This is a genomic window from Halomonas sp. AOP7-E1-9 (assembly GCF_052376035.1).
GTDB classification, from domain to species: Bacteria; Pseudomonadota; Gammaproteobacteria; order Pseudomonadales; family Halomonadaceae; genus Vreelandella; species Vreelandella citrativorans.
In genome coordinates, this window is the sequence record NZ_JBQSVC010000009.1 from 1 (window position 1) to 23,851 (window position 23,851).

General features: G+C 55.1%; 27 protein-coding genes, 1 tRNA gene and 1 pseudogene. 25 read left to right on the forward strand and 4 right to left on the reverse strand.

Annotated elements, in window-relative coordinates:
* Positions 1 to 84 precede the first annotated feature (84 nt).
* The 16 genes from ACT3R4_RS07170 to ACT3R4_RS07245 all read left to right on the forward strand — a co-directional run bounded on the left by ACT3R4_RS07170 (position 85) and on the right by ACT3R4_RS07245 (position 9,636).
* Positions 85 to 708, forward strand: coding sequence for a TRAP transporter small permease (locus tag ACT3R4_RS07170; RefSeq protein ID WP_087110760.1), 624 nt, complete (start codon positions 85 to 87; stop codon positions 706 to 708).
* Positions 702 to 2,006 (forward strand): TRAP transporter large permease, encoded by a 1,305-nt coding sequence (locus tag ACT3R4_RS07175; protein WP_193056627.1) that lies wholly within the window; start codon positions 702 to 704, stop codon positions 2,004 to 2,006. Before ACT3R4_RS07170 ends, ACT3R4_RS07175 begins: the two co-directional genes overlap by 7 nt.
* Positions 2,007 to 2,485: 479 nt before the next feature.
* Positions 2,486 to 3,787: a tyrosine-type recombinase/integrase gene (locus ACT3R4_RS07180; RefSeq protein ID WP_441679751.1), complete on the forward strand. Its 1,302-nt coding sequence runs from the start codon at positions 2,486 to 2,488 to the stop codon at positions 3,785 to 3,787.
* A gap of 585 nt (positions 3,788 to 4,372) precedes the next feature.
* Complete coding sequence (locus ACT3R4_RS07185; protein ID WP_441679750.1) at positions 4,373 to 4,585, forward strand: helix-turn-helix transcriptional regulator; 213 nt, start codon at positions 4,373 to 4,375, stop codon at positions 4,583 to 4,585.
* Entirely contained in the window at positions 4,582 to 4,704 is a 123-nt protein-coding gene (locus ACT3R4_RS07190; protein ID WP_441679749.1) for a hypothetical protein, read from the forward strand. The genes ACT3R4_RS07185 and ACT3R4_RS07190 overlap by 4 nt, the downstream gene beginning before the upstream one ends.
* Positions 4,701 to 4,934: a hypothetical protein gene (locus ACT3R4_RS07195; protein WP_441679747.1), complete on the forward strand. Its 234-nt coding sequence runs from the start codon at positions 4,701 to 4,703 to the stop codon at positions 4,932 to 4,934. Before ACT3R4_RS07190 ends, ACT3R4_RS07195 begins: the two co-directional genes overlap by 4 nt.
* The gene (locus ACT3R4_RS07200; RefSeq protein ID WP_441679745.1) at positions 4,931 to 5,107 is read left to right on the forward strand and encodes a hypothetical protein; all 177 of its coding nucleotides are present in this window, start codon (positions 4,931 to 4,933) and stop codon (positions 5,105 to 5,107) included. The genes ACT3R4_RS07195 and ACT3R4_RS07200 overlap by 4 nt, the downstream gene beginning before the upstream one ends.
* The gene (locus ACT3R4_RS07205; protein WP_441679743.1) at positions 5,104 to 5,334 is read left to right on the forward strand and encodes a hypothetical protein; all 231 of its coding nucleotides are present in this window, start codon (positions 5,104 to 5,106) and stop codon (positions 5,332 to 5,334) included. The genes ACT3R4_RS07200 and ACT3R4_RS07205 overlap by 4 nt, the downstream gene beginning before the upstream one ends.
* Positions 5,319 to 6,239 carry a toprim domain-containing protein gene (locus ACT3R4_RS07210; RefSeq protein WP_441679741.1) on the forward strand — a complete coding sequence of 307 codons (921 nt, stop codon included), beginning with the start codon at positions 5,319 to 5,321 and terminating at the stop codon, positions 6,237 to 6,239. The genes ACT3R4_RS07205 and ACT3R4_RS07210 overlap by 16 nt, the downstream gene beginning before the upstream one ends.
* Positions 6,236 to 7,225: an AAA family ATPase gene (locus tag ACT3R4_RS07215; RefSeq protein ID WP_441679739.1), complete on the forward strand. Its 990-nt coding sequence runs from the start codon at positions 6,236 to 6,238 to the stop codon at positions 7,223 to 7,225. The genes ACT3R4_RS07210 and ACT3R4_RS07215 overlap by 4 nt, the downstream gene beginning before the upstream one ends.
* The gene (locus tag ACT3R4_RS07220) at positions 7,225 to 7,743 is read left to right on the forward strand and encodes a hypothetical protein (RefSeq protein ID WP_441679738.1); all 519 of its coding nucleotides are present in this window, start codon (positions 7,225 to 7,227) and stop codon (positions 7,741 to 7,743) included. The genes ACT3R4_RS07215 and ACT3R4_RS07220 overlap by 1 nt, the downstream gene beginning before the upstream one ends.
* Positions 7,744 to 7,777: 34 nt before the next feature.
* Positions 7,778 to 8,542 (forward strand): hypothetical protein, encoded by a 765-nt coding sequence (locus ACT3R4_RS07225; RefSeq protein WP_441679736.1) that lies wholly within the window; start codon positions 7,778 to 7,780, stop codon positions 8,540 to 8,542.
* Positions 8,529 to 8,945 carry a DUF5681 domain-containing protein gene (locus ACT3R4_RS07230; RefSeq protein ID WP_441679734.1) on the forward strand — a complete coding sequence of 139 codons (417 nt, stop codon included), beginning with the start codon at positions 8,529 to 8,531 and terminating at the stop codon, positions 8,943 to 8,945. The genes ACT3R4_RS07225 and ACT3R4_RS07230 overlap by 14 nt, the downstream gene beginning before the upstream one ends.
* The gene (locus ACT3R4_RS07235; protein WP_441679732.1) at positions 8,929 to 9,183 is read left to right on the forward strand and encodes a hypothetical protein; all 255 of its coding nucleotides are present in this window, start codon (positions 8,929 to 8,931) and stop codon (positions 9,181 to 9,183) included. Before ACT3R4_RS07230 ends, ACT3R4_RS07235 begins: the two co-directional genes overlap by 17 nt.
* Entirely contained in the window at positions 9,180 to 9,362 is a 183-nt protein-coding gene (locus ACT3R4_RS07240; protein ID WP_441679730.1) for a hypothetical protein, read from the forward strand. The genes ACT3R4_RS07235 and ACT3R4_RS07240 overlap by 4 nt, the downstream gene beginning before the upstream one ends.
* Entirely contained in the window at positions 9,355 to 9,636 is a 282-nt protein-coding gene (locus ACT3R4_RS07245) for a hypothetical protein (protein ID WP_441679728.1), read from the forward strand. Before ACT3R4_RS07240 ends, ACT3R4_RS07245 begins: the two co-directional genes overlap by 8 nt.
* 593 nt (positions 9,637 to 10,229) lie before the next feature.
* Here ACT3R4_RS07245 and ACT3R4_RS07250 read toward each other — a convergent pair.
* Positions 10,230 to 10,306, reverse strand: a tRNA-Arg gene (locus tag ACT3R4_RS07250).
* Between the two features lie 141 nt (positions 10,307 to 10,447).
* On the opposite strand from ACT3R4_RS07250, the gene ACT3R4_RS07255 reads away from it, so the two are divergent.
* Complete coding sequence (locus ACT3R4_RS07255; RefSeq protein WP_441679727.1) at positions 10,448 to 11,446, forward strand: TRAP transporter substrate-binding protein; 999 nt, start codon at positions 10,448 to 10,450, stop codon at positions 11,444 to 11,446.
* 86 nt (positions 11,447 to 11,532) lie between these two features.
* Here the strand turns inward: ACT3R4_RS07255 and ACT3R4_RS07260 are convergent, their stop codons facing one another.
* Positions 11,533 to 12,918, reverse strand: a complete 1,386-nt coding sequence (locus tag ACT3R4_RS07260; RefSeq protein WP_193056626.1) for an FAD-binding oxidoreductase — start codon at positions 12,916 to 12,918, stop codon at positions 11,533 to 11,535.
* 275 nt (positions 12,919 to 13,193) lie between these two features.
* Between ACT3R4_RS07260 and ACT3R4_RS07265 the strand changes: the two genes are divergently transcribed.
* The 3 genes from ACT3R4_RS07265 to ACT3R4_RS07275 are packed head-to-tail and all read left to right on the forward strand — an operon-like array spanning position 13,194 to position 15,158.
* Positions 13,194 to 13,370: a hypothetical protein gene (locus ACT3R4_RS07265; protein WP_193056625.1), complete on the forward strand. Its 177-nt coding sequence runs from the start codon at positions 13,194 to 13,196 to the stop codon at positions 13,368 to 13,370.
* Between the two features lies 1 nt (position 13,371).
* A complete protein-coding gene (locus tag ACT3R4_RS07270) occupies positions 13,372 to 13,899 on the forward strand; it encodes a TRAP transporter small permease (RefSeq protein WP_193056624.1) in 528 nt (175 codons plus the stop codon).
* The gene (locus tag ACT3R4_RS07275) at positions 13,896 to 15,158 is read left to right on the forward strand and encodes a TRAP transporter large permease (protein ID WP_193056623.1); all 1,263 of its coding nucleotides are present in this window, start codon (positions 13,896 to 13,898) and stop codon (positions 15,156 to 15,158) included. The genes ACT3R4_RS07270 and ACT3R4_RS07275 overlap by 4 nt, the downstream gene beginning before the upstream one ends.
* 86 nt (positions 15,159 to 15,244) lie before the next feature.
* Here ACT3R4_RS07275 and ACT3R4_RS07280 read toward each other — a convergent pair whose 3' ends face one another.
* Positions 15,245 to 16,297, reverse strand: a complete 1,053-nt coding sequence (locus ACT3R4_RS07280) for a GlxA family transcriptional regulator (protein WP_193056622.1) — start codon at positions 16,295 to 16,297, stop codon at positions 15,245 to 15,247.
* A gap of 232 nt (positions 16,298 to 16,529) precedes the next feature.
* On the opposite strand from ACT3R4_RS07280, the pseudogene ACT3R4_RS07285 reads away from it, so the two are divergent.
* A pseudogene (locus ACT3R4_RS07285) lies at positions 16,530 to 16,664 on the forward strand (TRAP transporter large permease subunit); the annotation flags it as partial.
* Between the two features lie 174 nt (positions 16,665 to 16,838).
* Here the strand turns inward: ACT3R4_RS07285 and ACT3R4_RS07290 are convergent.
* Entirely contained in the window at positions 16,839 to 17,906 is a 1,068-nt protein-coding gene (locus ACT3R4_RS07290; RefSeq protein WP_193056720.1) for a substrate-binding domain-containing protein, read from the reverse strand.
* A gap of 156 nt (positions 17,907 to 18,062) precedes the next feature.
* On the opposite strand from ACT3R4_RS07290, the gene ACT3R4_RS07295 reads away from it, so the two are divergent.
* From ACT3R4_RS07295 to fdhD, 4 genes are read left to right on the forward strand one after another with little or no spacing between them, the layout of a single operon-like run.
* Positions 18,063 to 18,557 (forward strand): formate dehydrogenase subunit gamma, encoded by a 495-nt coding sequence (locus ACT3R4_RS07295; protein ID WP_087110744.1) that lies wholly within the window; start codon positions 18,063 to 18,065, stop codon positions 18,555 to 18,557.
* Entirely contained in the window at positions 18,554 to 20,110 is a 1,557-nt protein-coding gene (locus tag ACT3R4_RS07300; protein ID WP_193056621.1) for a formate dehydrogenase beta subunit, read from the forward strand. Before ACT3R4_RS07295 ends, ACT3R4_RS07300 begins: the two co-directional genes overlap by 4 nt.
* On the forward strand, positions 20,107 to 22,989 hold the full coding sequence (gene fdhF, locus ACT3R4_RS07305; RefSeq protein ID WP_087110740.1) for a formate dehydrogenase subunit alpha: 2,883 nt from the start codon (positions 20,107 to 20,109) through the stop codon (positions 22,987 to 22,989). Before ACT3R4_RS07300 ends, fdhF begins: the two co-directional genes overlap by 4 nt.
* Positions 22,986 to 23,825 carry a formate dehydrogenase accessory sulfurtransferase FdhD gene (gene fdhD / locus ACT3R4_RS07310; protein WP_193056620.1) on the forward strand — a complete coding sequence of 280 codons (840 nt, stop codon included), beginning with the start codon at positions 22,986 to 22,988 and terminating at the stop codon, positions 23,823 to 23,825. The genes fdhF and fdhD overlap by 4 nt, the downstream gene beginning before the upstream one ends.
* The last annotated feature ends 26 nt before the right edge of the window (positions 23,826 to 23,851 follow it).

The window sequence follows — 23,851 nt, forward strand, 5'->3', positions numbered from 1 at the left end:
TTATGGCAAAACTGAGACAAGCCGCTGGTATTGAGTAAGACCCAAGGCCCGCGTTTAGTGGGCCTTTCTCTTTGGAGTAAAGTGATGCCAATACAAGAAAAGGAAAAAGACTTTTCCCCTGCGGATGAAAGCCATCAGGTAAGCCAGGTGGCAGAAGTGACTGCCGTGCCAAACTTTCCTGTTAGCCCACTCTATTCAGTTTTTTTAAAGTGTGAAGCCGCTTATGCAATGCTTCTCAAAAGTTCGCTGGCAATATTTAGCATTCTTTTGGGTGGCTTGATGTTTGGTCAAGTGCTAATGCGCTACGTCTTTAACTCCCCATTTCTAGGCATTGAAGAGATTGCGCTGCTGCTAGGAGCATGGATTTATTTTCCGGCTATTGCCTATACCACTAGAGAGGGCGAGCATATACGCGGCGGCATATTAGATCTTATTGTTAAATCTCGTAGCAAGACCCAAATCATCAATCTCTGCATGTCCCTACTGAGCATAGCTGTCTGCGTGGTGTTTGGTTACTTTGCCATTAAGTACGCCATGTTTGATTTCGATCGAGGTCGCTTGAGCTCCTATATGCGCTGGCCTAGGTGGTTGTGGTCTGCCTCATTAGTAGTGGGCTTTTTAGGCACTATATTAGCGTTGCTCATGCAAACGATTAACCAGTTCCTTGACCTTCGTCGCATACAAAAAGAAGAGAGGCAACGATGCTGATTTTTTCCCTAGCTCTCGGGATTATTGTAGCTTTATTACTCTTGGGAATGCCGATAGCCTTCGCCTTTGGTCTTGGTGCTCTTGTCTATTTGCTCAGCACTGGTGCTGATATCTCATTCCTTATTCCTTATGCATTTCAAACGACAACCAGTTTTGCGTTATTAGCGCTACCTCTTTTCGTATTAGCGGGCGTGGTAATGGCCCAAGCGGGGATATCCACACACTTACTCAACTTCATCAATGCCTTCGTAGGAAGAGTTAAGGGCGGCCTGGGAGCTGTTACCGTTATAACGTGTGCTCTTTTTGGAGCCATTTCTGGCTCATCTTCTGCCGCCATCGCAGCGATTGGCCAGATTATGATTCCGCGAATGGTTCGAGAGGGCTATCCTGTTGGCCATGCAACCGCCTTGGTAGCATGCTCTTCGGTACTTGCACTGCTCATCCCACCTTCGGTACCGATGATCATCTTCGCGATAACGGGTGGGCTTTCCGTTAGCGCTGCCTTTCTTTCCACCGTCATTCCCGGCGTATTACTGATGATTATCTACGTCGGGTTGAATTTCTTTTTCCTGCGCAACAACCCCAACATACAAGTTGATGAAAAACTGCCTGTACGACAGGCTGGCATTAAGATCCTGAAAAGCGGTAAAAGCGCAATTTGGGCACTTCTAATGCCTATCATCATCCTGGGCACCATTTATGGAGGCATAGCGACGCCTACTGAGGCAGCAGCCATAGCCTTCGTATACGCCACCTTTGCTGGATTTGTGCTCTACCGCACTCTTAGCGTCAAGGCATTCTGGAATGGCTTGATTCAAGCCACATTGACGATTGGGTCAATCATTGCCGTGCTTTTCTTTCTCTTCATGATGAGCCGCGCCATGATCCTTCAACAGGTGCCGAGCCAAGTGACAGGCTTTCTACTGGGACTATCAGACAGCCCACTCGTCATTCTATTGCTTATAAATCTCGTTCTGCTTTTAATCGGCATGATTGTCGATGACATTTCCGGCAGCATCTTAGCTGCAGTTGTGCTGCTGCCATTAGCCACTGCTATTGGCGTACATCCTATTCATTTTGCCGCTATTGTTGGCGTCAATTTAGGGTTAGGTAATGTCTCACCACCATGCGCACCTATGCTTTATATGGCTGCAGGCGTTAGTAAAATATCTCTCGATAAGTACTTTGGGGTCACAATGAAGTTTTTGCTCTTTGGCCACCTTCCAATGGTACTGATAGTGACCTTCATACCTGAGTTATCACTGGCCCTACCTAGGTTTATTTTGGGCATTACCTAACAGGTATGCCCTATCGAGTGAGATAAGACGTAAGCTTACTTTTAGTAAAATATGATTCACCGAAACTAAACGTTACCGACCCGGGTCGGGGCAGATCAACAAGATGAAAAGTGGTCTTGTTTCGATCCAGTGCCAAATAGGCTGCAAGAAAAGAGCTAATCACTGCCAAGAAGGTTGTCCCAATTGTTGTGCCAGACTATGCCAAAACCGACGCGCGTTTACAAATGGTCATAGACAAAACAAAAGGGCTTACGAATAAACGTAAGCCCTTGATATGTCTGGCGCGCCCGGCAGGATTTGAACCTGCGACCCTCGGCTTCGGAGGACTAAACTCTTTAACTTCAACATATCCCAATAGACAATAAAAACCCCATAAAACAAGGCATCTAGCATTTTTTATTGTTAGCTCTTGTCTATTCACGTCTGTGGTTATAGACTCAAATTGCAGTTACCAGAGTGGTACTGAATAGGAGTTAGCCATGATAACCACAGATCGCCAGCTTCAGGCACTAAAGCCCAAAGGCACCGTTTATTGGGAAAGCGTGAAGTCACCTCATGGTGGCGGCTTGGCTATTCGTGTGCAGCCCACTGGATCAAAGGCGTGGTATTACCGCTACCGCTTCAATGGCAAGCAAGACACCTACAGCCTTGGCCGATACCCAAGCGTAGGCTTGCTGGATGCCAGGGAAAGCCACGGTGAAGCCGTAGCCTTACACGCTCAAGGCATTAACCCAAAGCACGCACAGCGCGATGAAAAGGCACGCAATGAGTCAGCCTGGACAATGGCCGAGCTGTTCGAGCGTTGGCTTCAGAGTTATGCAAAGACGCCTACGGTACGTACTAGGCGTACACCTTCACCGCTTGTTGTAGAGCAAGCGCGCTGGCGCTGGGGCCACTACCTAAAAGGGCGCGTAGGCTCATTGCTAGCTAACCGTATTGATGCCCGCACGGTAAAAAGCACTGTTAAAGAAATAGCCGAAAACCAGAGCCGCAACCAAGCAAGCAAGTGCTTAACTATGCTGCGGGCAATGCTGACTTATGCGGAAGGGCATGGTCAGATCGACGCCAACCCCGCTCAAGGCATCCAGCCAAGCCAACTAGGCGCAACTAAGTCAGCGCCGCGTGACCGTGTGCTAAGCCTTTCAGAGATCAAGCGCTTATGGGATGCGATAGAAAGCGCTCGCCTGGACACTAGCGCCGCCGCTGCACTCAAGCTGCTAATACTGACCGGGCAACGCCGGGGGGAGCTACTGCAAGCCAAGTGGGATCATATCGACCTAGATGGTGCCTGCTGGACACTGCCAGCCATAACCACCAAGTCACGCCGGGAGCATACCGTTTACCTTTCAAGCGCCGCTATTGACTTGTTAAGGGAGCAGCAAGCCGTAACGGGCAACCTGGAATACGTGTTTGAAAGCCAGCGTGCCAGCGGCCAACCGATTGGTGACGCCAGCCTAACCACTGCCATTGCGCGCTTACAGGGGCGCAAGCTGGCAAAGCAGGATATGAAAGCACCGCTTGCCGATATGCCGCGTTTCAGCCCTCACGACCTGAGACGGTCATTTGCTACGGGCTTGCTCAAACACTTCGGCACCGCGCCGCACGTTGTCGAGCAAATGCTGAACCACTCGCCAACGGATCGCTTAATTGAAACCTACCAGCGCCACGACTACGCCAAAGAGCAACGCTTGGCTTGGCAGGCATGGGGGCAGTTAATCACTGATGCAGAGGCAGCCGAGCAAACTAACGTGGTGCTTCTCAAAAAGAAAAAATCTTCATGAAAAATAAACATCTTCATGTATTTATTTGTGAGATTTGTTCATTTATTAGAGCGGAAATAAACAGCAAACAAGAGACAACATGAGACATTGGAAGACACTAGGAAACACTACGCATCACTGTGCAACATTGCCGAACCAGTAAGACAGAATTAAAAAGCTGTGAAACATATTTGTGAAACACATGCTTAGTTTGCATTGTTGTAAAATGCGGTTAGCATTACAGAGGAGATCACTGTTTGCCTATACAGACATAGACATACAGCGATTAAAGAAAAGGCCAGAACCCGGTGAAAGTTTGGCGACCCTACCCGTGGTTCTGGCCCTACACCCAAGCCAGTGAGACTGACAAGGGAAAAGCGGATGCTCAGCAACACGAAAACGCACCACTCCTTAATGCTTGACGCGCTAACGTCATGCGGAGTGGTGCGTGACCGTGTTAAAGAGCGAACCCGTTTAGCGTGGAGCTAAATGAGTGCCCTCATATTAGGACACATGAACCACACGTACAAGTTTTGCTTGTATCTGTGGTTATCGCTCCCCGCCTATTCCTGTTAGTCAAACTGGCCTTACTAAAGGTAAGTCCGTATGACTACTGCAATTCCGAAAAAGCTACTCACCGAACGCGAAGCCGCCGAGTACCTTGGCTATCGCCCCGCCTCGCTTCGCCAATCCCGCTGTATGGGGATATTGGCAGGAGCAAAACCACCCAAATCGACTAAATTAGGCCGTGGCATTCGCTACGACATTGCCGACCTAGACGCCTGGATCGAGCAAGTGACCAAGGGGGCAACGGCATGATAGTTACCCGTGATCAACTCGCCCGCCTAACGGCCATCCTTGCCCCCTACCGTGGGGAAAAACTATCACGCCCGATTGTTGAGCTTGCCCTGACGCTTGCCAAGGAGGCGCGCTCATGAGCAACGCAAAGCACCACATCGACACCCTTGAAAGCCGTATCGGCTTAATGGCCACCCTCGCCAACATGATCAACATCGACAGGATGCGTGATGGCAACGAAGGTGAAGCACCTATCTTCACTGACCACCACTATGGCGCGCTGGTAGAGGCCATCGAGATAGTAGCGGAGAGTTGCTATGGAGAGCTTGGTCAGCTTGATGACGCCTTCAAAAAGGAGGTGCGCAAATGATGCCCATAGCCATTAACTGCGACCTGCGTACCCGGATCATCCGCTTTCACTTCACCAATCCAGACCGCTTCTTAACAGCCGAGCAGGCGCTTGCCAGTGGGTTAGTCAATCACCTTGAGTTCAAGGAGATGCAGCGCGAAGCCCAGGCGTTTAGCAAGGAGACAGGTCTATGACTCCTCAAGATCAAACCTACCTGCTGAAAGCTGCCCTTACTGGAGACGTGCGCCAAATGGAGCAGGCGTCCAAAATCCTTGCAGGCGTGGCGATGCTGCTTAATGACCATGACCTTGATGGCCTGAAGCGTGAGGCACTGATTGAAACGCTGTGGCTGCTATCCAGCACCTTTGAGGAGCGCCGCGACTGGCTGCAAGAGGAGGGCTATGTATGCGAGGAGCAATAAAAACGCCCAGCCTTGGGGGGGCATGGGCGCTATCGAAGGTCGTTACCGAACAGATCGCCATAGAGAACAAACTGGCTGAAAGCATTGTCGCCTATTACGGCCTCAGTGTCAGCCCTATTGCTGATGGCGAGATTCACCGACACGACCATCCCGAAGGCCGCAAGGGCAACAACCGCCTTTGGTACGTGCTACACCATGATTTTGGTGTACATGGCGATTGGTCTACAGGGGAAAAGCACAACGTATTTGCTAGCGATACCCCAGACCCGAAGGTAGCCGAGAAGGCCAGAAAGGAGGCTGAGAAGCGTCGTTTAGAGCGGCAGGCAGAGCGTGAACGTGGTTATGCCCTGGTAGCCAGCCAAACGCGCCAAGAATGGCCGCTGCTAACGCCTGCAAGCCCTACCTATGCCTACCTAGCCGCCAAGGGAGTAAAACCCCACAACCTGCGCCAAATGCGCGGCCTGCTGGTAGTTCCGCTTACCGATGGGCAACGCCTGGTTAACTGGCAGACCATTGCGGCGGATGGGGCCAAATACTTCAAGACAGGCGGCAAGGTTAAAGGCTGCTATTCCCCAATGGGGAGTATTGAGCCGCACCAACCGCTTTTGATCGCTGAAGGATGGGCAACCGCTGCCACGCTACACGAAGCGACAGGCTACGCGGTGGCTGCTGCCATGAATGCAGGCAACCTGCTACCTGTGGCGAAAAGCCTACGCGAACGCTACCCCAGCCAACCCATTATCGTCTGCGCTGATAACGACCACGGCACACCGGGCAACCCTGGCGTAACCAAGGGCAAGGAGGCCGCCTCAGTTATTGGGGGCCGCTGTGTGTGGCCAGAGACTCAAGAGGGCGTCACCGACTTTAACGACCTGGCGCGGCTAGGTGGCGGGGTAACGCTATGACAGCAGCCACCGACCTTAGAAAAGTGACTGAAGCCGTGCAGGAAACGGTAAACGAAATGCGCCTGAACGCCGTTAGCTTAGCTGGTTTGATTGGCATGGAATTGCCAGAAAGAACCATGCTATTAGCCCCCTGGCTGCCATCCAGCGGCTTGGCGATGGTCTATGCGCCACGCGGGCTGGGCAAAACGTGGTTTGCGATGGGTGTTGCCTACGCTAGCGCTTCAGGCGGTGAGTTTCTTGGATGGGAAGCACCCGAGCCAATCCCGGTGCTTTATATCGACGGAGAGATGCCCGCTGTGGCGCTTCAGGAACGCTTTGTCAGTGTCGTGCAAAGCGCGCCCTACCAAGCCCCACCCGACAACCTGCAAATCCTCACGCCTGACCTACAGAAGCGCGGTATGCCTGACTTGGCCAGCATGGAAGGGCAGCTTGCAATAGAACCCTTCACCGATCCCGCCAAGCTGATTGTGGTGGATAACATAGCCACGTTATGCCGAAGCGGAAAAGAAAACGAAGGTGAATCATGGATGGGGGTTCAAGAATGGGCGCTGCGTATGCGTGCCCAGGGCAAAACTGTGCTGTTCGTTCACCATAGCGGCAAGGGAGGCCAGCAACGCGGCACCAGTCGCCGGGAGGACGTGCTCGATACCGTCATAGCCCTACGCTACCCCAAAGGAGAGGAGGATACCCAGGGGGCCAAGTTCGAGCTTCATTTTGAAAAGAACCGGGGCTTCTATGGTGACGATGCTCGAAGCCGTGAAATAGAGCTAGTGAGTGCCCCTGATGGCCGCATTTCTTGGGCTTACCAATCCCTGCAAGACAGCACTTATAAGCGCGTCGTGGCCTTGCTGAATGAAGGGCTTACTCAGGTCGAGATTGCACGCGAATTGGAAATTAACAAATCCAACGTTAACCGCCACGCGAAAAAAGCCGAGCGTGAAGGGCTATACACCAAGCCTAAAGCGCCTAAGCGGGAGGCTAAATAATGATGCCCAGCGAACCAAAGTTGCGCGTTGCACCCCCTAGGCAACGCAACCCGCAACTTTCACAGGATTGCAGCGCAACTTTTGAGGCATCCAGCGCAACCACTAACGCAACCAGTGATTTAAAATCGCTTGCAAACAACTACTTGCAGAGAAAAGAGCGCAACCAGCAACGCAACCACGACGCAACCGAAGCCCCAAAAACAGCGCAACTTTCAGGGGATATTCAAGGGGCAAAAGTTGCGCAAGTTGCGGACGGTTCTACCTACAGCGAGGAAGTACCCGATTGGCTGGAATGGATCGCCCAACGCTGCCCCCTGGTGCCGGAAGACCGCCGCCATGTGGCGACTGGCCTTCTAAGGCTTCACCTAAAAATGCAGCAACGCCTGGCTGAACGCTATGTGGAAACCTGGCAGGCGGCTGCTAACAAAGAGCCGAAGCCACACCGCAAAGATAATGCAGGCCGACGCGCTGCCAACCTGATTATCACACGACTAAAAGGAGACCCCCTCCATGTTTGAAGCAACGACCAACCCCAAAGAAAGGAACCACACCATGAGTAAGCGCACTATCAACGCCGCCTATAACGGCAACAGTAAGATTTTAGGAATTTGGAAAACCGACCACGATGGCTTGGCTTTTCAGATTGCCCAGGCTGCCGCTAACGAGCTAAACGGCATTTGGGTACGGCAAGGCATGATTGCCAGCAATCCGCGCCTCAGCGACCTAGCCAAAAAGGAAGACAGCGCCAAAACGTCAGCCCAGGCACTGCCGAAACTGGCTGGAATGCGCCGCCAGTTACAAATAGAGTCAGACAGGCTAAACGCACGAGCTGCCAGCCTTAAAGCTGTCACCCCATACCGTGATGGCGACCATTCAACCGTAGCGATTGACCTGGCTTTGGCGCAACGACTGCAAAGCATGACGCCCAGCCAGCGCGCCGCCGCCTTGAGCCAAGTAGGAGACTTACGGTTACGTGATGCCGTGTTGCGGCTACCTGCTGATTTAACGGGCGTACCTGTTGAGAAGTACGCCGAACTGGAACGACAAGCCATTGAGCAGAATCACCCGCAAGAAGCGGTAGAAATTGAGGAGCTTCGCCAAGCACTTCACGATGCCACTGAGGTAGTTAGTAACGCATGGGTAGAGGCGAGCGCAGGCGTTGAGCTTGATGACCGAGTGAAGGCGGCTGGCGATGCAGTAACCGCAGGATCACTTGAGAAAGCCATTGCTCCAGAAACAGCCGAGCGTATTCATGATCGTGTTTCCAAGGAGGAAGGCGAGGAGACCGAGGGGGAAAGCGACAATGAGCCGCGATAAGCAGGGACGCTTCGCCAAAGGGGCGTCTGGCAATCCTAATGGTCGGCCAGCCAAGTCAGATGAGCTACGCAGGCTCTTAGAGGGTAGTGCTGAAGAGGTAGCCAGCAAGGTGCTAGAGGCCGCTGCCGCTGGCGATATGGGTGCCGCTCGGTTGGTATTAGAACGCTGCGTTCCTACCCAACGCCCGGTTTACCCCGCCGTGATATTTGAGCTTGATCCAGATGCACCGCTGGCCGATCAAGCAAAGCAAGTGCTGGTTGCCGTCTCAAGGGGGGAGATTCCCCCCGATCAAGGCCGCGCCCTGCTGGATGGAATAGCGAGCCTTACCAGAGTCGTGGAGCTGGACGAAATCGCCCGGCGTCTGGCTGAGCTTGAGGAGAGAAGTAATGAAGCCCCTGCTTAAACGTATCGAGGCGCTGGAGAAGGAAGCCACCACACGCGCCGTTATCTGGATAGACCCGCCCGAGAACGGCCTGGCTGGCTGGCAGATCATCCCAATGTCCAAAGGCGGCAGCGTGGATATATGGAGGGAGGCTGACGAATCAGACGAGGCTTTGGAGGCCAGAGCGTCCGCCGCTGCCAATCAGCACCGGGGCGTGGTCGTTGCCTTCGGGATGGATGCTCAAGGGGGTACGCGATGAAGCGCACAGACAGCCGATTGGAGGCTTTGGAACGGCGGACAATAGAGACCGATAACAACGCCATTGTTGCTCAAATCAGCGCGATTATGGACGAGCTAAGTGCAAAAGCTGCCGGGGATGACTCGCCAAGGCCATCCGAGTCGCTTATTGACGTGCTCGAAGGGGGTGGCAATGCCTAGCCCAATGATGAAGCGCTTGGAAGCTATCGAGCACCGCCTGCGTCCAGATGAGGATATGCCGAGCTGCATACGCATTGCCCGATTAGATGCTGAAGGCAACCCGGCGCCCATCTTGGGATGGCGTGAAAACTCCACCAGAGAGCCTATCGAGGTATTTCGGCAGCCTAACGAAAGCGACGACGATCTAGCAGACCGTGCCTTGGCTGCCATGCAAGCGCGTCCGGGGAGAAGCCCTAGAAGCGTTGTCGTCATGGTGCAGATCACAGACGACTAGCCTGCATACAGGTGTAAAACAGGAACCGAAGCCCTGGCTAACGCTGGGGCTTTTTCATTTGAAACCGAGGTAGTGAAGGACGACCCCTTGGTTTTAAGGCCTCCTCTTATAGCCAGCCTAAAGGCCGGGATTCCGGCTTTTATTCAGTCTGAGGAAAAGCGCGGGAGTTTGTCGGTTTGAAACCGAGAAAAGAGGAGGATTCCCATCTTTTAATTCTGTCTCGGAGACAGGTTTTAATAAGTCAGGGAAAGTCACTTCCAGACGGTCGCGCTGACCTTCCCGGCGATATGCAGAATTGCACAGCGCTAATGGGCTTGGAACCTAGCCGATTGCACAGGCATTAACAGAGTAGTTTAAAGCTACTCACAAATCCCCCTATTACCGGGTACTACAAAAGTTTCGTAGTGCTAGCTTTCCCGCGCTTCCCCCAGCTTAAAAAAGGGGAGCGCAACAGCCAAGGCAACAAAACGCAACACCAAATAATGCCGACTCATAACACTTTGGGATTGCCGTTTGTGGTTACTAGCGTGGTTATAGCTGCTGACTGGCCAAAACAAAAGGGCTTACGCGTTAACGTAAGCCCTTGATATGTTTGGCGCGCCCGGCAGGATTTGAACCTGCGACCCTCGGCTTCGGAGGCCGATACTCTATCCAACTGAGCTACGGGCGCATTGGGTGCGTATCGTACCTGTGCGGGCGTGCTGTGTCTAGCCGCGCGGCGGCTTTACTGCTCGCTTAATTGACCGTTTTGCTTCGTGTGATGCATGCTTTGCAGGCACTTTCCTTTATTACACATCCGGAACCTATAAAAATGAAAACATTCGCACAACATACGCTGGCACTCTCTGTTTCCTTGGCGCTTTGCAGCTCAGCCTACGCGGCTAATTTTGACGATATGGACCCCGTGACTCTGCGCTTGGCGCACGTGGTCAACGAGCAGGATGGCTTTCATATCGCTGCTACCAAGTTTGAGGAGTTGGTGGAAGAGCGCACCGACGGCAAGGTGATCATTGATATCTACCCCAATGCTTCATTAGGCGATGAGCGTACGTTGTTGGAAGGCATGCAGATTGGCACCGTGGATATGGGATTGATTACCAATGGTCCGGTGGCCAACTTTGTCGAAGAGATGGCAGTGTTTGAGCTGCCCTTCCTGTTCCCGTCCCCTGAGGCGGCTTATGGGGTTTTGGACGGCGAAATCGGCCAGGAGCTTTTAGATAAGCTTTCCGACGTTAACCTGAAAGGCCTGGCCTACGCCGAACGCGGCTTTCGCAACCTGACCAATAGCGAGCGCGCAGTGAACACGCCGGCCGATATGGACGGCCTGCGCATTCGTGTGATGGAAAACCCCGTTTACACCGATACCTTCCGCGAGCTGGGCGCCAACGCCATTCCGATGGCCTGGACCGAAGCACTCACGGCGATGCAGCAGGGCACCATCGACGGTCAGGAAAACCCGGTAAACGTGGTCTACTCCTTTAAGCTGGGCGAAACGCAGAACTATATGACGCTCTCGCGCCATACCTATGCCCCGGCTATTTTTGTGATGGGCATGTCGGCCTGGAACCAACTGCCGGAAGAAGCACAGGCCGTTTTGGAAGAGGCGGCCCAGGAAGCCGCTGAGTACGAACGCCAGGTTAATGCCGATATGGAAGCCGAACAGCTAGCCGCTCTGCAGGAAGCCGGTATGGAGATTAATGACTCGCCTGATATTGAGGCCTTCCAAGCCGCGGTGGTGCCGGTGTACGAGAAGTACGGCCAGCAGTTTGGTGACTACCTGCCACGCATTCAAGAAGCACTGGCGGAGTAAGCCACGCCTCACCAATTGATTACTGATTAACCCAACAGGCCACCTCACGGTGGCCTGTTGGCTGCATGCGATGACTCACCAAGTGCTCAGGCCAGAATTTTTCCGGGGTTAAGCAGTCCTTTAGGGTCCATTGCCTGTTTCAGGCGCTTCATCAGGGCGATCTCTTCTGGTGAGCGTGAAAGTGTCAGGTAGTCGCGCTTTTCCAGGCCCACCCCGTGTTCAGCGGAGATCGAGCCGTTGTATTTCACCAGCGAGCCGTACACCAACTCTTCGACCTGACGCCGGGCATCCTGGCTGGCGTCACGCACCGTGACGATGATGTGCAGGTTGCCATCGCCCAAGTGGCCAAACACGACCAGCTCGCAGGTTTCTGGCCATTGCACCTTCAGCTTGCCTTCTAGCGCCGTTACGTACTCATCCATGTGGGTGATCGGCAGGCTAACGTCGTAGGAGAACATCGGGTCAAGCGCGTGCACCAGGGTTTCGATATCCTCGCGCACGGCCCAGATACCTTCGCGCTGGCTGCTGGAGCTGGCCAGCACGGCATCCGTGATCAGCTCTGCTTCGAGGGCTTTTTCCAGTACGTTTGCAAACGCTTCGGCATCTTTCTCATCGTCCGAGCCAAGCGTTTCAATAATGGCGTAGAACGGCGAGTCGTTGGCCAGCAATGCGGCGTGTTTGGTCGTCGCGGAAGTCATCAACGCGTAGTGATTGTTCCATAGCGCTTCGAAGGCACTCAGGCTGTTGGCAAGCTCTTTGGAGGCCATGTTTAACAGCGATGTCAGCGCGTCGAACGAGGGCACCGCGACGAACGCGGTCTGCTCGCTGGGCATATTCGGATGCAGGCGCAGCACGGCCCGGGTAACAATCCCCAGGGTGCCTTCGCTACCAATAAACATCTGCTTTAAATCATAACCGGCGTTGTTTTTCAGCATAGTGTTCATGGAACTGACCACGGTGCCATCGCTGAGAACCACTTCCAGCCCCAACACCTGCTGGCGCATCATGCCGTAGCGAATCACCCGAATGCCGCCCGCGTTAGTGGCGATGTTACCGCCAATGGTGCAGGAACCGCGCGCGCCCAGGTCCAGCGCAAACTGCATGTCGATCTCTTGGGCGGCTTCCTGAACGTGCTGAAGCGTCACGCCCGCCTGTACCTGCATCGTGGAACCCACGGCATCGATATGTTCGATCTGGTTCATTAGCTCCAGCGACACAACGAGTTCGTCAGGGCTGGCAACGGCGCCATGCACGACACCGGTCAAACCACCGTGGGTGACCACTGGCTGATTGGCCTCATAACAAAGCGTCATGACCTGGCTGAGCTGTTCAGTGGATTGCGGTCGAATAATTGCTTTTGCCTGACAAGGCGCTTTGGTGAACCAGTCGACACTGCGCTGGGCAACGTCATCACCCAGCAGTACGCCTGTTTTTCCTACGATGTCGGTAAGACTATTAATCAGCGTGTCCATTCTCTGTTCCTGTCAGGGCCGGTCGGTGCGCGGCGTGAAGCCTGGCTATGTATTTATGCGTAGGCAGAGAGGCTATCGCCAACCGTGTATTTGCTCAAGGCTACGATCTAAAACGTTTTTTATTGCCAGCGTGGTTTTCCGGCAGGCTCCACGACGAATGGCGGGATTACAATCAGTTATTTGTTCGCTAAAACCAATATGGTATAGATGACGCGCTGATTAAGGACACACCCCCTCTTACACTATAAAAAAACAGATCATTCCAAGGAGATAACGTGGATAACGCCCCCTCTTCCCGCACGCCCCGCCATTTACTTAAACGCGCTACACTGGCGATTGCCCACGTAATGAATAGCGACGACAGCTACCCAAGTGCGGCGGCGCACCCTCAAGAGCTACTTGGCGAACAGTTCAGTAACCACCTTCCTCGCATCCAGGAGGCACTGCAGTAACGTGGCCACTTTCTCTCAACCTTTATTGTCACTATTAAGAGGCATAGAGCGCGGCCTGGATACGGTCCTCCAGCCAGTGGTCTTTGCGGGCATGGCGGCCTTGATCGGCGTGATTACGCTGCAAATTGTCTCTCGAGTGTTTTTCACCGCCTTTGGCTGGACCGAAGAGGTCGCCCGTTTTCTGCTCATCTGGATTACCTTTCTAGCCAGTACACTAGCTTTTCAGCGCGGCCATCATATCGCCGTTACCTTTGCCGTCGACGCGCTTCCGGCTCGTTTACGCCAAATAGCGCGAATACTGGCTGTGATGGCGGTTATCGCTTTTATGATCACGCTGGTAGTGATCGGCTATCGCTACATGCAGGTACAGAGCTTTCAGAAATCCGCCTCGCTGCGCGTGCCGATGTCGTACGTGTATGCCGTGATGCCGATCAGTGCGGCCATCATGGCCTGGTATGCGTTGGTCGATCTGCTTGAACTGGTGCTTGAAGGCAAACCCTCGCAGCCCACGGGAGAACAGACACCATGACCATGCTGCTATTTGGCCTGTTTTTCCTGTTTATGCTGATGGGCGTGCCGATTGCCTTTGCGATTGGTGCCAGCACCCTGTATGCCCTGTATCAGTCGGGCGTGCCGCTGATGGTGGTGACCCAGCAGATGTTCCAGGGCATCAACTCCTTCGCGCTGGTGGCGATTCCCATGTTCATTCTGGCCGGTGACTTAATGGCCCAGGGCAAGGTGAGCGAGCGGTTGGTGAGTTTTGCCGATTCGCTGGTGGGCTTTATGCGCGGCGGGCTTTCGGTCGTATCGGTCATGGCGGGCATGTTCTTTGCCGCTATTTCGGGTTCGGGGGCGGCCACTACGGCGGCGGTCGGTTCAAGCCTGGTGCCGGAGCTTAAGCGAAAGGGCTACGACCCCGCCTCGGCGGCCAGCCTGATTGCCGCCAGTGGCACGATCGGCGTGGTCATTCCGCCCTCGGTGCCCATGATCATCTACGCGGTGATTGCCCAGCAGTCGGTATCCAAGCTGTTTTTAAGCGGCTTTTTGCCCGGTTTGGCCATGGGCTTGGGGCTGATGGCCATTGCTATCACCCAAGCCTATAAACGCCAGTACCCCAAGGGCACGCCGCTATCTCTGGCCACTATCTGGCGTACGTTGAAAGCCGCTAGCTGGGGGCTGATGACGCCGGTGATTATTCTGGGCGGCATCTTTTCAGGCATTTTCACGCCTTCCGAGGCGGCAGTGGTAGCCGTCAACTATGCGCTGCTGGTGTCGCTATTCATCTATCGTGATCTAACCCTGCCCCAGGTGTATCGGCTGCTGATCCGCTCAGCCATCACCACTGCAGTGATCATGCTAGTGATTGCCATGTCGGCGGTGCTGAGCTGGACGCTGTCTAGCTGGCAGGTGCCTGGTGCTATCGCGCAATCGGTGTTGTCGCTCTCCACCAACCCGCTGATTATCATGCTGCTGGTGGTCGCCGTCATCCTGCTGACCGGTGTGTTTATCGAAACGGCAAGCGCGCTGATTATCTTAACGCCGGTACTGCTACCGCTGGTGCTGCAGTTGGGGATCGATCCGATCCACTTCGGTCTGATTATTGTGGTAGGGCTCTCGATAGGCATGATCACACCACCCGTGGCGATCAACCTGTACGTTGCATCTTCAGTGACACAGCTACCGCTTGAGCGTATTACACGCGCCATCGTGCCTTATCTGCTGGGGCTAATCGGCGTACTGCTGCTAGTGGTCTATGTCCCCATATTCATGGGGTGGTCGGGAACTTAATATCGTCCAGATATGCTCTTCAAGGGAGCCTGCCCGGTTCCCTTTGAACCCCGTATTTATCAGTACGCCGCCATTCATGCACAAGGTCACAGGAAACGGCCACCCTTTTGAAACGACTTTCTAAACTGGCCAGGGGACACGCCAAACAGTTGATAAAAGCAGTTTCTAAAGTGCGAAACACTCACAAACCCTGTTGCTACGGTCACCTCTGCTATCGGTTTATTTGTTTGCTGCAATAGCTGCCGCGCCCGTGTTAAACGCAACTCCATGTAATACCGAGAAGGGCTAGCGACAATATAGTGACAGAACAATCGCTCTAGCTGGCGCCGTGAAATACCCACCCAATTGGCTATTTCAACAATAGATAACGGCTCTTCAATATTGTTTTTCATCAACTGAAGGGCTGTTTTAAGTGTTTCTGGTAACGTATGGTTTTGATCAACGTTAATCGTTGAAATGTCTGGCAGTTCTATTTCCTTGTCACAGCCGAGCATTTCCTCAACCGCACTGGCTACCTGGTCACCACAATCGGCTCTAACAACTTCTAGCATGAGACTTAGGGAGCTGCTCGCGCCCGCGCAGCTTAATCTCTTTCTATCCACAACGTAGCTTCGAGCAGAGATAGTAACGTCTTGAAACTCCTCAGCCATCATGGCGCGTCCGTCAGGATGGTACGCGCACTGATAGCCACTCAACAGACCTGCGTCTGCAAGAAAGTAGGCGCCATTCCATAAACCACCCAATACAACGCCGTGACTATCTGCCTTTCTTAGCTTATTACGCACAAGCGCTGAGGACTGCGCTTTAACTCTCAAGCCACCACACACTATCAATACATCTACTTTTTCGTTGGAAAGATCAAAATCCGCAAGAGATGCATCAGCGTTAATTTCAATCCCCAAGTCTGATTGCACAGCGGCGCTGCCATTACCGACAACCCTTATGTTGTAAGTGGTCGTTGCGTTCATCAAATTCGTTGTTACCAACGCATCAACAGCACCTGTAAATACCATCATGGAAAAATTTTCCATCAACAAAAAAACGACTGTTTTCACTTTTGCGGGCACTGCCAGCGTTTGTTCTGGTGGTAAATAGGCCATATTTTTATTTTTCAACAAGCTACAAAACTTATCTTTCATATATTCCCTCAACCTGACCACGACGACGGTGCAAAACGGGGCGTTTTCAAGATACCAACATAACCTGAAAGGTAATAAATCGGCATCGCATCACTGCTGGCCGGGATAAGTGTGCGAGGAATTGTTAGCTATCCTATGGTCGCACACCGCCGTTCATGAATATAAAACCGTGCATGAAGCATCAACAAGGGTGCTTTAAACATGCTTCTATCATGTTTGCCGCGATTGGCAGCTGATGATTGTTATCATTTATATCGTACCGGGTTGCTTCTTTGATGGCATAACACTACTGCTAATGACGCTGCCTATTACGTTTCCCATGATCACAAGCCTGGGGTTTGATCCCATCTGGTTTGGCATCATTTTATGGATTACCAGCTACTAAACGTTCCTCCATCCAACGCTCCAGGGTGAGCAAACGGCCCGCTCTTGCGTTGAGGGCGGGCTGTTGAGCTTATTATGCAGGGACTATAGGTTTGGGTTATTGATCGCTGGATAAGCTAAGTTCTGCTTTTCTGTCTCCTGGTGTTTAACAGAGCACTCATTTTTTTGCCGCGAGTACATCCTCGGGCCGCATCACCTCACCACACTGGCTTGGGCTATAACCCGGCAGGCGCTTGACCGCTTCCTGAAAGGGCTCACCCTGCAATGCCTTCAGAAAGGCACATAGCCGTGGTTCTTCTAACGAACGGTGATGGCAGGCCAAAAGATAGTCTTCGATAGCCAGCGGTAAAAAATCAAGCCCAAACTTTTGAGCGGCAGCCTCGACACCAAATCCGCAATCAGCCATGCCGGCGGCGACGTAAGCAGCTACCGCAGAGTGGGTAAACTCCTCTATTTCAAACCCACGAATCTTTTTGCTGGAAACCGCCGCCTCTTTTAACAGGCAGTCCAGCAGCGAGCGCGTGCCTGACGAGGCCTGGCGGTTGACGAACCGCACGGACTTATCCGCCAGCGATGCGACTCCCGTGATACCAAGCGGATTACCCGGCGCCACCATCAGCCCCTGAGTCCTGGCGATAAAGCCAATCACTCGGTGCTGACGCGGCTTTAAAAGCGCCTGGTAGGTATCGCGTACGCGCTCGCCGACCTTGCCACGCGGCAGATGAAAACCCGCCACATCGCAACTGCCCCGGTGAAGAGCCGTCAACGACTCTTGCGGGCTGCAGTACTGTAAGTCCAGGGGTGTTTCGTGCAGGTATTTGGGAAGTAGCTCGACAGCAAAACCATGGCTGGCGTGCAGCCGCAACACCGATAGCGCCCCTTGCTGCTGCTGTTGAATCGCCAGGTTCAGTTCAGACCCCAGGCTTTCCAGCTGCGGCCCCAGGCGGGCAATCGCACGCTGCTCGGCCCATAGCAACTTTTCACCTAGCAGTGAAAGCCGTGCGCCGCGCCCACGCTGCATCTCCACCAGCGGTACGCCAAAGAACTCCCCACCCTGGCGCAAAAGGTTCCAAGCGTGGCGATACGAGATGCCGACATCGCTTGCGGCGAGCGTGAGCTTTCCCCGTCGATAGACCGCTTCAAGCAAGCGAAGTAGGTGTATATCAAGTTGATTCCCCGCCTCATCACGAAAGCACCAAGAGGGGATAACGCTAATTTTTTGCATGGCTTTTTTCATAGGTATAATCTTTCATATTTTGTACTTATAGCGTTGATGCTAGCGTTGCACTGACCGTGGTGCACGCTCTTTTTAATACATCGCTTAAAATAGGCAGAGCTGTGCATGTTTACTAAATAATAAATCAGCACCAGGAGAGACATGATGAATGAGTCTCGAGAATGGTCGTCGCAGTCGATTCAGGCCGAGATCAATGCGCTACGCCACAAACCAGGCGCGTTGCTGCCGATTCTTCATGCCCTCCAGGACCGCTTCGGCTTTATTCCTCCGGATGCCGTGCCTCTCATCGCCGAGTCATTACAGCTGACCAGCGCTGAAGTACACGGGGTCATTAGCTTTTATCACCACTTTCGGACCGCACCGCCGGGTCGCCACGTGGTGCAGATCTGTCGCGCCGAGGCATGCCAGGCCGTCGGCGCGCGCCAGCTTGAGGCTCATGCCAAAGCGCGCCTGGGCATTGATTACCACCAGACCACCAGCGACCGCGACATCACCCTTGAGGCCGTTTACTGTCTGGGCAACTGCGCCTGTGGCCCCTCCGTTCGCGTGGATAATGGCGTGCGCGGTCGGGTAACGCCTGAAGCTTTCGATGCATTATTGGATGAGCTGCAAACCAGGCCGCTGGAGGTAATCGCATGAGCATTCGTGTTTTCGTACCCCGAGATACCACCGCGCTGGCGCTGGGCGCCGATGCCATCGCCAACCGGCTGGCACGAGAAGCCGCTGCCCGTGGTGAATCCATTACGCTGGTGCGCAACGGCTCACGCGGGCTGGCCTGGCTTGAGCCGCTGGTTGAGGTGGAAACACCCACCGGCCGCTTTGCCTATGGCCCGGTGGCACTTGCCGATATCCCCGCGCTGCTGGACAGCGGCATGCTGCAGGGCAGCGTCACCCATTCATTGGCCCTGGGGCCAACCGAAGAGATCGATTACCTCGCTCGCCAGCAGCGCCTGACATTCGCCCGCATCGGCATTACCGACCCACTCTCGATTGAAGATTACCGGTCGCATAGTGGGTTTCGCGGCCTGGAGGCAGCGCTGCAAAGCGCGCCACAGGACATTGTTGAGGAAGTAAAAGCCTCTGGGCTGCGCGGGCGCGGTGGGGCGGCGTTTCCTACGGGCATCAAGTGGCAGACGGTGCTGGATACACCGGCCGATCAAAAATATATCGTCTGCAACGCTGATGAAGGCGACTCCGGCACCTTCGCCGACCGGTTGGTGATGGAGTGCGACCCCTACCTGCTGATTGAAGGCATGACGATTGCCGGGCTTGCAGTAGGCGCAACCCAAGGCTACATCTACCTGCGTTCAGAATACCCGCTGGCCAAGGAGATTCTTGACGAGGCCATCGCCCATGCCGAACAGGCCGGTTATCTGGGTGAGAACCTGTGTGGCAGTGGCCGCGTTTTTCATTTGGAAGTGCGCTTGGGCGCTGGGGCATACATTTGCGGTGAAGAAACCTCGTTGCTCGAAAGTCTGGAAGGCAAGCGCGGCCTGGTACGCTTCAAACCACCGCTGCCCGCTATTGAAGGACTATTCGGCCTTCCTACCGTGGTTAACAACGTGCTCTCGCTGGCCGCCGTGCCGTTTATCCTCGCTGAAGGCGCTGAGGCTTACGCCTCGCATGGCATGGGCCGCTCGCGGGGCACCTTGGCACTTCAGCTGGCGGGTAATGTTCAGCGCGGCGGATTGGTGGAACTTGCCTTCGGCACCACGCTGCGCACCCTGATGGAGGAGTTCGGTGGCGGCACGTTAAGCGACAAACCGCTGCGTGCCGTGCAGGTGGGAGGCCCGCTGGGCGCCTACCTGCCGGAATCCCAATGGGACTTACCGCTGGACTACGAAGCCTTTGCCGCCGAGAGCGCGGTGCTGGGTCACGGCGGTGTGGTGATGTTTGATGAGAGCGTGGATATGGCCGAACAAGCGCGCTTCTCGATGGAATTCTGCAAGGTGGAGTCCTGCGGCAAGTGTACGCCATGCCGTATCGGCTCAACCCGTGGCGTGGAAGTGATTGATCGTATCCGCGCCGACCAAAACCGCGAGGCCAACCTCGCCCTGCTCCATGACCTCTGCGAAACGATGGTGGATGGTTCGCTCTGTGCCATGGGGGGCATGACCCCCTTCCCAGTGCAAAGCGCCCTGAACCACTTCCCTGACGATTTTCAGCGGGCCGCGAACGGAGACAGATCATGATCGGACACTTTGACCCCAAACAGTACGCCAGAAGCGCCGCCCACGATAAAGACCTGGGCACGCCTTTCCCAACGGGTACGGCGCTGGTGAACCTGGAAATTGATGGTATTACCATCACGGTGCCGGAAGGCACTTCGGTACTGCGTGCAGCGGCGCTGGCCGATATCAATATTCCCAAATTATGTGCCACCGACAGCCTGGAGCCGTTCGGCTCTTGCCGGTTATGCGCCGTACAGGTAGAGGGCCGCCGTGGGCTGCCAGCCTCCTGCACCACCCCCGTGGTGGAAGGCATGCAGGTGACCACCCAGAACGAGCGACTCGCCAAACTGCGCCGCAACGTGATGGAGCTGTACATCTCCGACCATCCGCTGGACTGTTTGACCTGCCCGGCCAATGGCGACTGCGAGCTACAAGACATGGCGGGCAGCGTTGGTCTTCGCGAAGTACGCTATGGGTTTGACGGTGAGAACCATCTTCAGGCCACCAAAGATACCTCCAACCCCTACTTCAGCTTCGACCCCAGCAAGTGCATCGTCTGCTCCCGCTGCGTGCGCGCCTGCGAGGAAGTGCAGGGCACCTTCGCCTTGACCATCGACGGTCGCGGGTTTGATTCCAAAGTGGCCGCGGGGCAAGACGAAGCGTTTATGGATTCAGACTGCGTTTCGTGTGGCGCCTGTGTACAGGCCTGCCCGACCGCCACGCTGATGGAAAACAGCGTCATTGATCACGGCGTGCCGGACCGCAGCGTAGTCACGACCTGCGCCTATTGTGGTGTGGGCTGCTCGTTTGAAGCGCAAATGAAAGGTGACAAGCTGGTGCGCATGGTGCCCTACAAGGGCGGCGACGCTAACCACGGCCACTCGTGTGTGAAGGGGCGCTTTGCGTTCGGCTACTCCTCTCACCCCGACCGCCTGACCACGCCGATGATCCGCGACAGCATCGACCAGCCCTGGCGCGAGGCCAGCTGGGAAGAAGCCATTGGGTTTGCCGCTAATCGCCTAAAAGCGATTCAGGCCGAGCATGGCCGCGAGAGCATTGGTGGTATCACCTCATCGCGCTGCACCAACGAAGAGACCTACCTGGTGCAGAAGCTGATTCGCGCAGCGTTTGGCAATAATAATACCGACACCTGTGCACGGGTCTGCCACTCGCCCACCGGCTACGGCCTGAAAACCACGCTGGGCGAATCTGCCGGCACCCAGACCTTTGACTCGGTAATGAAAGCCGACGCGATTATCGTGATTGGCGCCAACCCCACCGATGCCCACCCGGTATTTGGCTCGTTGATGCGCAAGCGCCTGCGACAGGGCGCGAAGCTAATCGTCGCTGACCCACGCTCTATCGATCTGCTCAAAACGCCTCACCTGAGCGACGCCCAGCATTTGCCGCTGCGCCCTGGTACCAACGTCGCGCTGATCAACGCGCTTGGGCATGTGGTGGTCACTGAAGGTCTTGAAGACAAGGCGTTCGTGGCTAGCCGCTGCGACACCGAAGCGTACCAAAGCTGGCGCACGTTTATCGCCGACCCGCGCCACTCTCCGGAAGCCAGCGAAGCGATTACCAGCGTGCCCGCCGAGGCTGTGCGACAGGCAGCGCGCACTTACGCCACTGCTGGCAACGGCGCCATTTACTACGGCTTGGGCGTGACCGAGCACAGCCAAGGCTCCACTATGGTGATGGGAATTGCCAACCTGGCCCTGGCCACCGGCAATATTGGCCGTGAAGGCGTGGGCGTGAACCCGCTGCGCGGCCAGAATAACGTGCAAGGCTCCTGCGATATGGGCTCCTTCCCGCATGAGCTGCCGGGCTACCAGCACGTGGCCGACCCGATTGCCCGTGGCCGCTTTGAAAGCGTCTGGGGCGTCAAGCTCGACGATGAACCGGGGCTGCGCATTCCCAACATGTTCGATGCCGCCATCGAAGGAACTTTCAAGGCGCTTTACGTGCAGGGCGAAGATATCGCCCAGTCTGACCCCAACACGCAGCACGTTGAGGCTGCGCTGCGTTCGCTGGACTGCCTGATTGTTCAGGATATCTTCTTGAACGAGACGGCCAAATTCGCCCATGTACTTCTACCGGGTTCCAGCTTTTTGGAGAAGAACGGCACCTTCACCAACGCCGAACGACGTATCAACCGAGTACGCAAGGTCATGCCACCGCTAGCCGGTAAGCAGGATTGGGAAATCACCCAGGACCTGGCCAACGCGCTGGGCTACCCGATGCGCTACGCGCATCCTTCTGAAATCATGGACGAGATCGCTCAACTAACGCCGAGCTTTGCCGGGGTGAGCTACGAAAAGCTGGAAGTCTATGGCAGCCTACAGTGGCCGTGTAATGCCGAGTATCCTGAGGGAATGCCGACCATGCACGAAATCAACTTCCCCATTGGCCTCGGGCGCTTTGCGATTACCGAATACGTGCCCACCGAGGAGCGCGCCACCCGCCGCTTCCCACTGCTGCTCACCACCGGGCGGATTCTTAGCCAATACAACGTGGGTGCCCAAACCCGTCGCACCGACAACCAACACTGGCACGATGAGGACATATTAGAGTTGCACCCAAGCGACGCCGAGCTACGTGGCGTGCGCGACGGCGACTGGCTCGGCATTACCAGCCGATCAGGCCATACGGTGCTCCGTGCGCGGCTGAGCGAGCGAATGCAGCCGGGGGTGGTCTACACTACGTTCCATCATCCCGGTAGTGGCGCCAACGTGATTACTACCGATAATTCGGACTGGGCCACCAACTGCCCCGAATACAAGGTTACCGCCGTGCAAGTAGAAAAAGTCAGCCAGCCCTCCGCTTGGCAGCAGCGTTTCTCCTCCTTTGACAAGGCCCAGCGTGGCCACTTGGCCAAGGCGCAGCAGGAGGCGTCATGAGTGCAGTGCGTGAACGCGACGCACCCGCGCAACCGGCTGACGCCTTGGCGCGCCAGTCGGTTGAAGTCCACAGTAGCGCGGCCAATTGGCGCGCTACTGTGCAGGAGGACGCGCTAGCGCTAGAAGTGCCGGTAGCGATGGTCTACAACGGCATTTCCCATGCGGTCATGATGGCAAGTCCTTCGCATCTTGAAGATCTGGCCCTGGGGTTCAGTCTTTCTGAAGGCATCCTGGCCCACTCTCACGAGTGCTACGACCTTGAGCTTCATGAAGAGGCTCAAGGCCTGGCGGTTCACCTAAGCATTGCCAGCCAGCGGCTGGCCGAACTTAAGCAGCGCCGCCGTAGCACAACCGGACGCACCGGCTGCGGGCTGTGTGGCACAGAAGCTTTGGAGCAGGCTATTCGGCCCATCCCTGAGGTGAGTGCGCCACACCTTGACGATACGGCCATTCAACTCGCGCTTCGCGAGCTGGACGACCATCAGCCACTAAAGGAAGCCACCGGGGCGGTGCATGGCGCCGCCTGGTGTGATCTGCAGGGGCGTATTCAAAGGCTGCGCGAAGACGTGGGTCGTCATAATGCGCTGGACAAACTGATTGGCTCGCTGGCGCATGATAACGTGCCGCTCCAGCAAGGCTTTGTGATGGTCTCCAGCCGAGCCAGCTATGAAATGGTACACAAGTGTGCAAGCGTTGGCATCGGCGCGCTGGTTGCCGTGTCGGCAGCCACCGCCCTGGCCGTTCAACAGGCGCAGGCAGCAGGCCTTCTGTTAGCAGGTTTTGCACGCCCAGGCCGTCATTTAATCTATCACCGCCCTGTCTCTGCAAAGGACTGAGCCCTTTACCGCGTTGAGGAGAGACC

Excerpts from the sequence above, each read along its gene's own strand:
- ACT3R4_RS07195 (WP_441679747.1), top strand. The coding sequence starts at position 4,701 with ATGAGCAACGCAAAGCACCACATCGACACCCTTGAAAGCCGTATCGGC.
- ACT3R4_RS07215 (WP_441679739.1), top strand. The coding sequence starts at position 6,236 with ATGACAGCAGCCACCGACCTTAGAAAAGTGACTGAAGCCGTGCAGGAA.
- ACT3R4_RS07300 (WP_193056621.1), top strand. The coding sequence starts at position 18,554 with ATGAGCATTCGTGTTTTCGTACCCCGAGATACCACCGCGCTGGCGCTG.
- ACT3R4_RS07295 (WP_087110744.1), top strand. The coding sequence starts at position 18,063 with ATGAATGAGTCTCGAGAATGGTCGTCGCAGTCGATTCAGGCCGAGATC.
- ACT3R4_RS07275 (WP_193056623.1), top strand. The coding sequence starts at position 13,896 with ATGACCATGCTGCTATTTGGCCTGTTTTTCCTGTTTATGCTGATGGGC.
- fdhF (WP_087110740.1), top strand. The coding sequence starts at position 20,107 with ATGATCGGACACTTTGACCCCAAACAGTACGCCAGAAGCGCCGCCCAC.
- ACT3R4_RS07240 (WP_441679730.1), top strand. The coding sequence starts at position 9,180 with ATGAAGCGCACAGACAGCCGATTGGAGGCTTTGGAACGGCGGACAATA.
- ACT3R4_RS07290 (WP_193056720.1), bottom strand. The coding sequence starts at position 17,906 with ATGCAAAAAATTAGCGTTATCCCCTCTTGGTGCTTTCGTGATGAGGCG.
- ACT3R4_RS07175 (WP_193056627.1), top strand. The coding sequence starts at position 702 with ATGCTGATTTTTTCCCTAGCTCTCGGGATTATTGTAGCTTTATTACTC.
- ACT3R4_RS07205 (WP_441679743.1), top strand. The coding sequence starts at position 5,104 with ATGACTCCTCAAGATCAAACCTACCTGCTGAAAGCTGCCCTTACTGGA.
- ACT3R4_RS07235 (WP_441679732.1), top strand. The coding sequence starts at position 8,929 with ATGAAGCCCCTGCTTAAACGTATCGAGGCGCTGGAGAAGGAAGCCACC.
- ACT3R4_RS07210 (WP_441679741.1), top strand. The coding sequence starts at position 5,319 with ATGCGAGGAGCAATAAAAACGCCCAGCCTTGGGGGGGCATGGGCGCTA.
- ACT3R4_RS07200 (WP_441679745.1), top strand. The coding sequence starts at position 4,931 with ATGATGCCCATAGCCATTAACTGCGACCTGCGTACCCGGATCATCCGC.
- ACT3R4_RS07180 (WP_441679751.1), top strand. The coding sequence starts at position 2,486 with ATGATAACCACAGATCGCCAGCTTCAGGCACTAAAGCCCAAAGGCACC.
- ACT3R4_RS07260 (WP_193056626.1), bottom strand. The coding sequence starts at position 12,918 with ATGGACACGCTGATTAATAGTCTTACCGACATCGTAGGAAAAACAGGC.
- ACT3R4_RS07185 (WP_441679750.1), top strand. The coding sequence starts at position 4,373 with ATGACTACTGCAATTCCGAAAAAGCTACTCACCGAACGCGAAGCCGCC.
- ACT3R4_RS07220 (WP_441679738.1), top strand. The coding sequence starts at position 7,225 with ATGATGCCCAGCGAACCAAAGTTGCGCGTTGCACCCCCTAGGCAACGC.
- ACT3R4_RS07245 (WP_441679728.1), top strand. The coding sequence starts at position 9,355 with ATGCCTAGCCCAATGATGAAGCGCTTGGAAGCTATCGAGCACCGCCTG.
- ACT3R4_RS07280 (WP_193056622.1), bottom strand. The coding sequence starts at position 16,297 with ATGAAAGATAAGTTTTGTAGCTTGTTGAAAAATAAAAATATGGCCTAT.
- ACT3R4_RS07225 (WP_441679736.1), top strand. The coding sequence starts at position 7,778 with ATGAGTAAGCGCACTATCAACGCCGCCTATAACGGCAACAGTAAGATT.
- ACT3R4_RS07170 (WP_087110760.1), top strand. The coding sequence starts at position 85 with ATGCCAATACAAGAAAAGGAAAAAGACTTTTCCCCTGCGGATGAAAGC.
- fdhD (WP_193056620.1), top strand. The coding sequence starts at position 22,986 with ATGAGTGCAGTGCGTGAACGCGACGCACCCGCGCAACCGGCTGACGCC.
- ACT3R4_RS07230 (WP_441679734.1), top strand. The coding sequence starts at position 8,529 with ATGAGCCGCGATAAGCAGGGACGCTTCGCCAAAGGGGCGTCTGGCAAT.
- ACT3R4_RS07255 (WP_441679727.1), top strand. The coding sequence starts at position 10,448 with ATGAAAACATTCGCACAACATACGCTGGCACTCTCTGTTTCCTTGGCG.
- ACT3R4_RS07190 (WP_441679749.1), top strand. The coding sequence starts at position 4,582 with ATGATAGTTACCCGTGATCAACTCGCCCGCCTAACGGCCATCCTTGCC.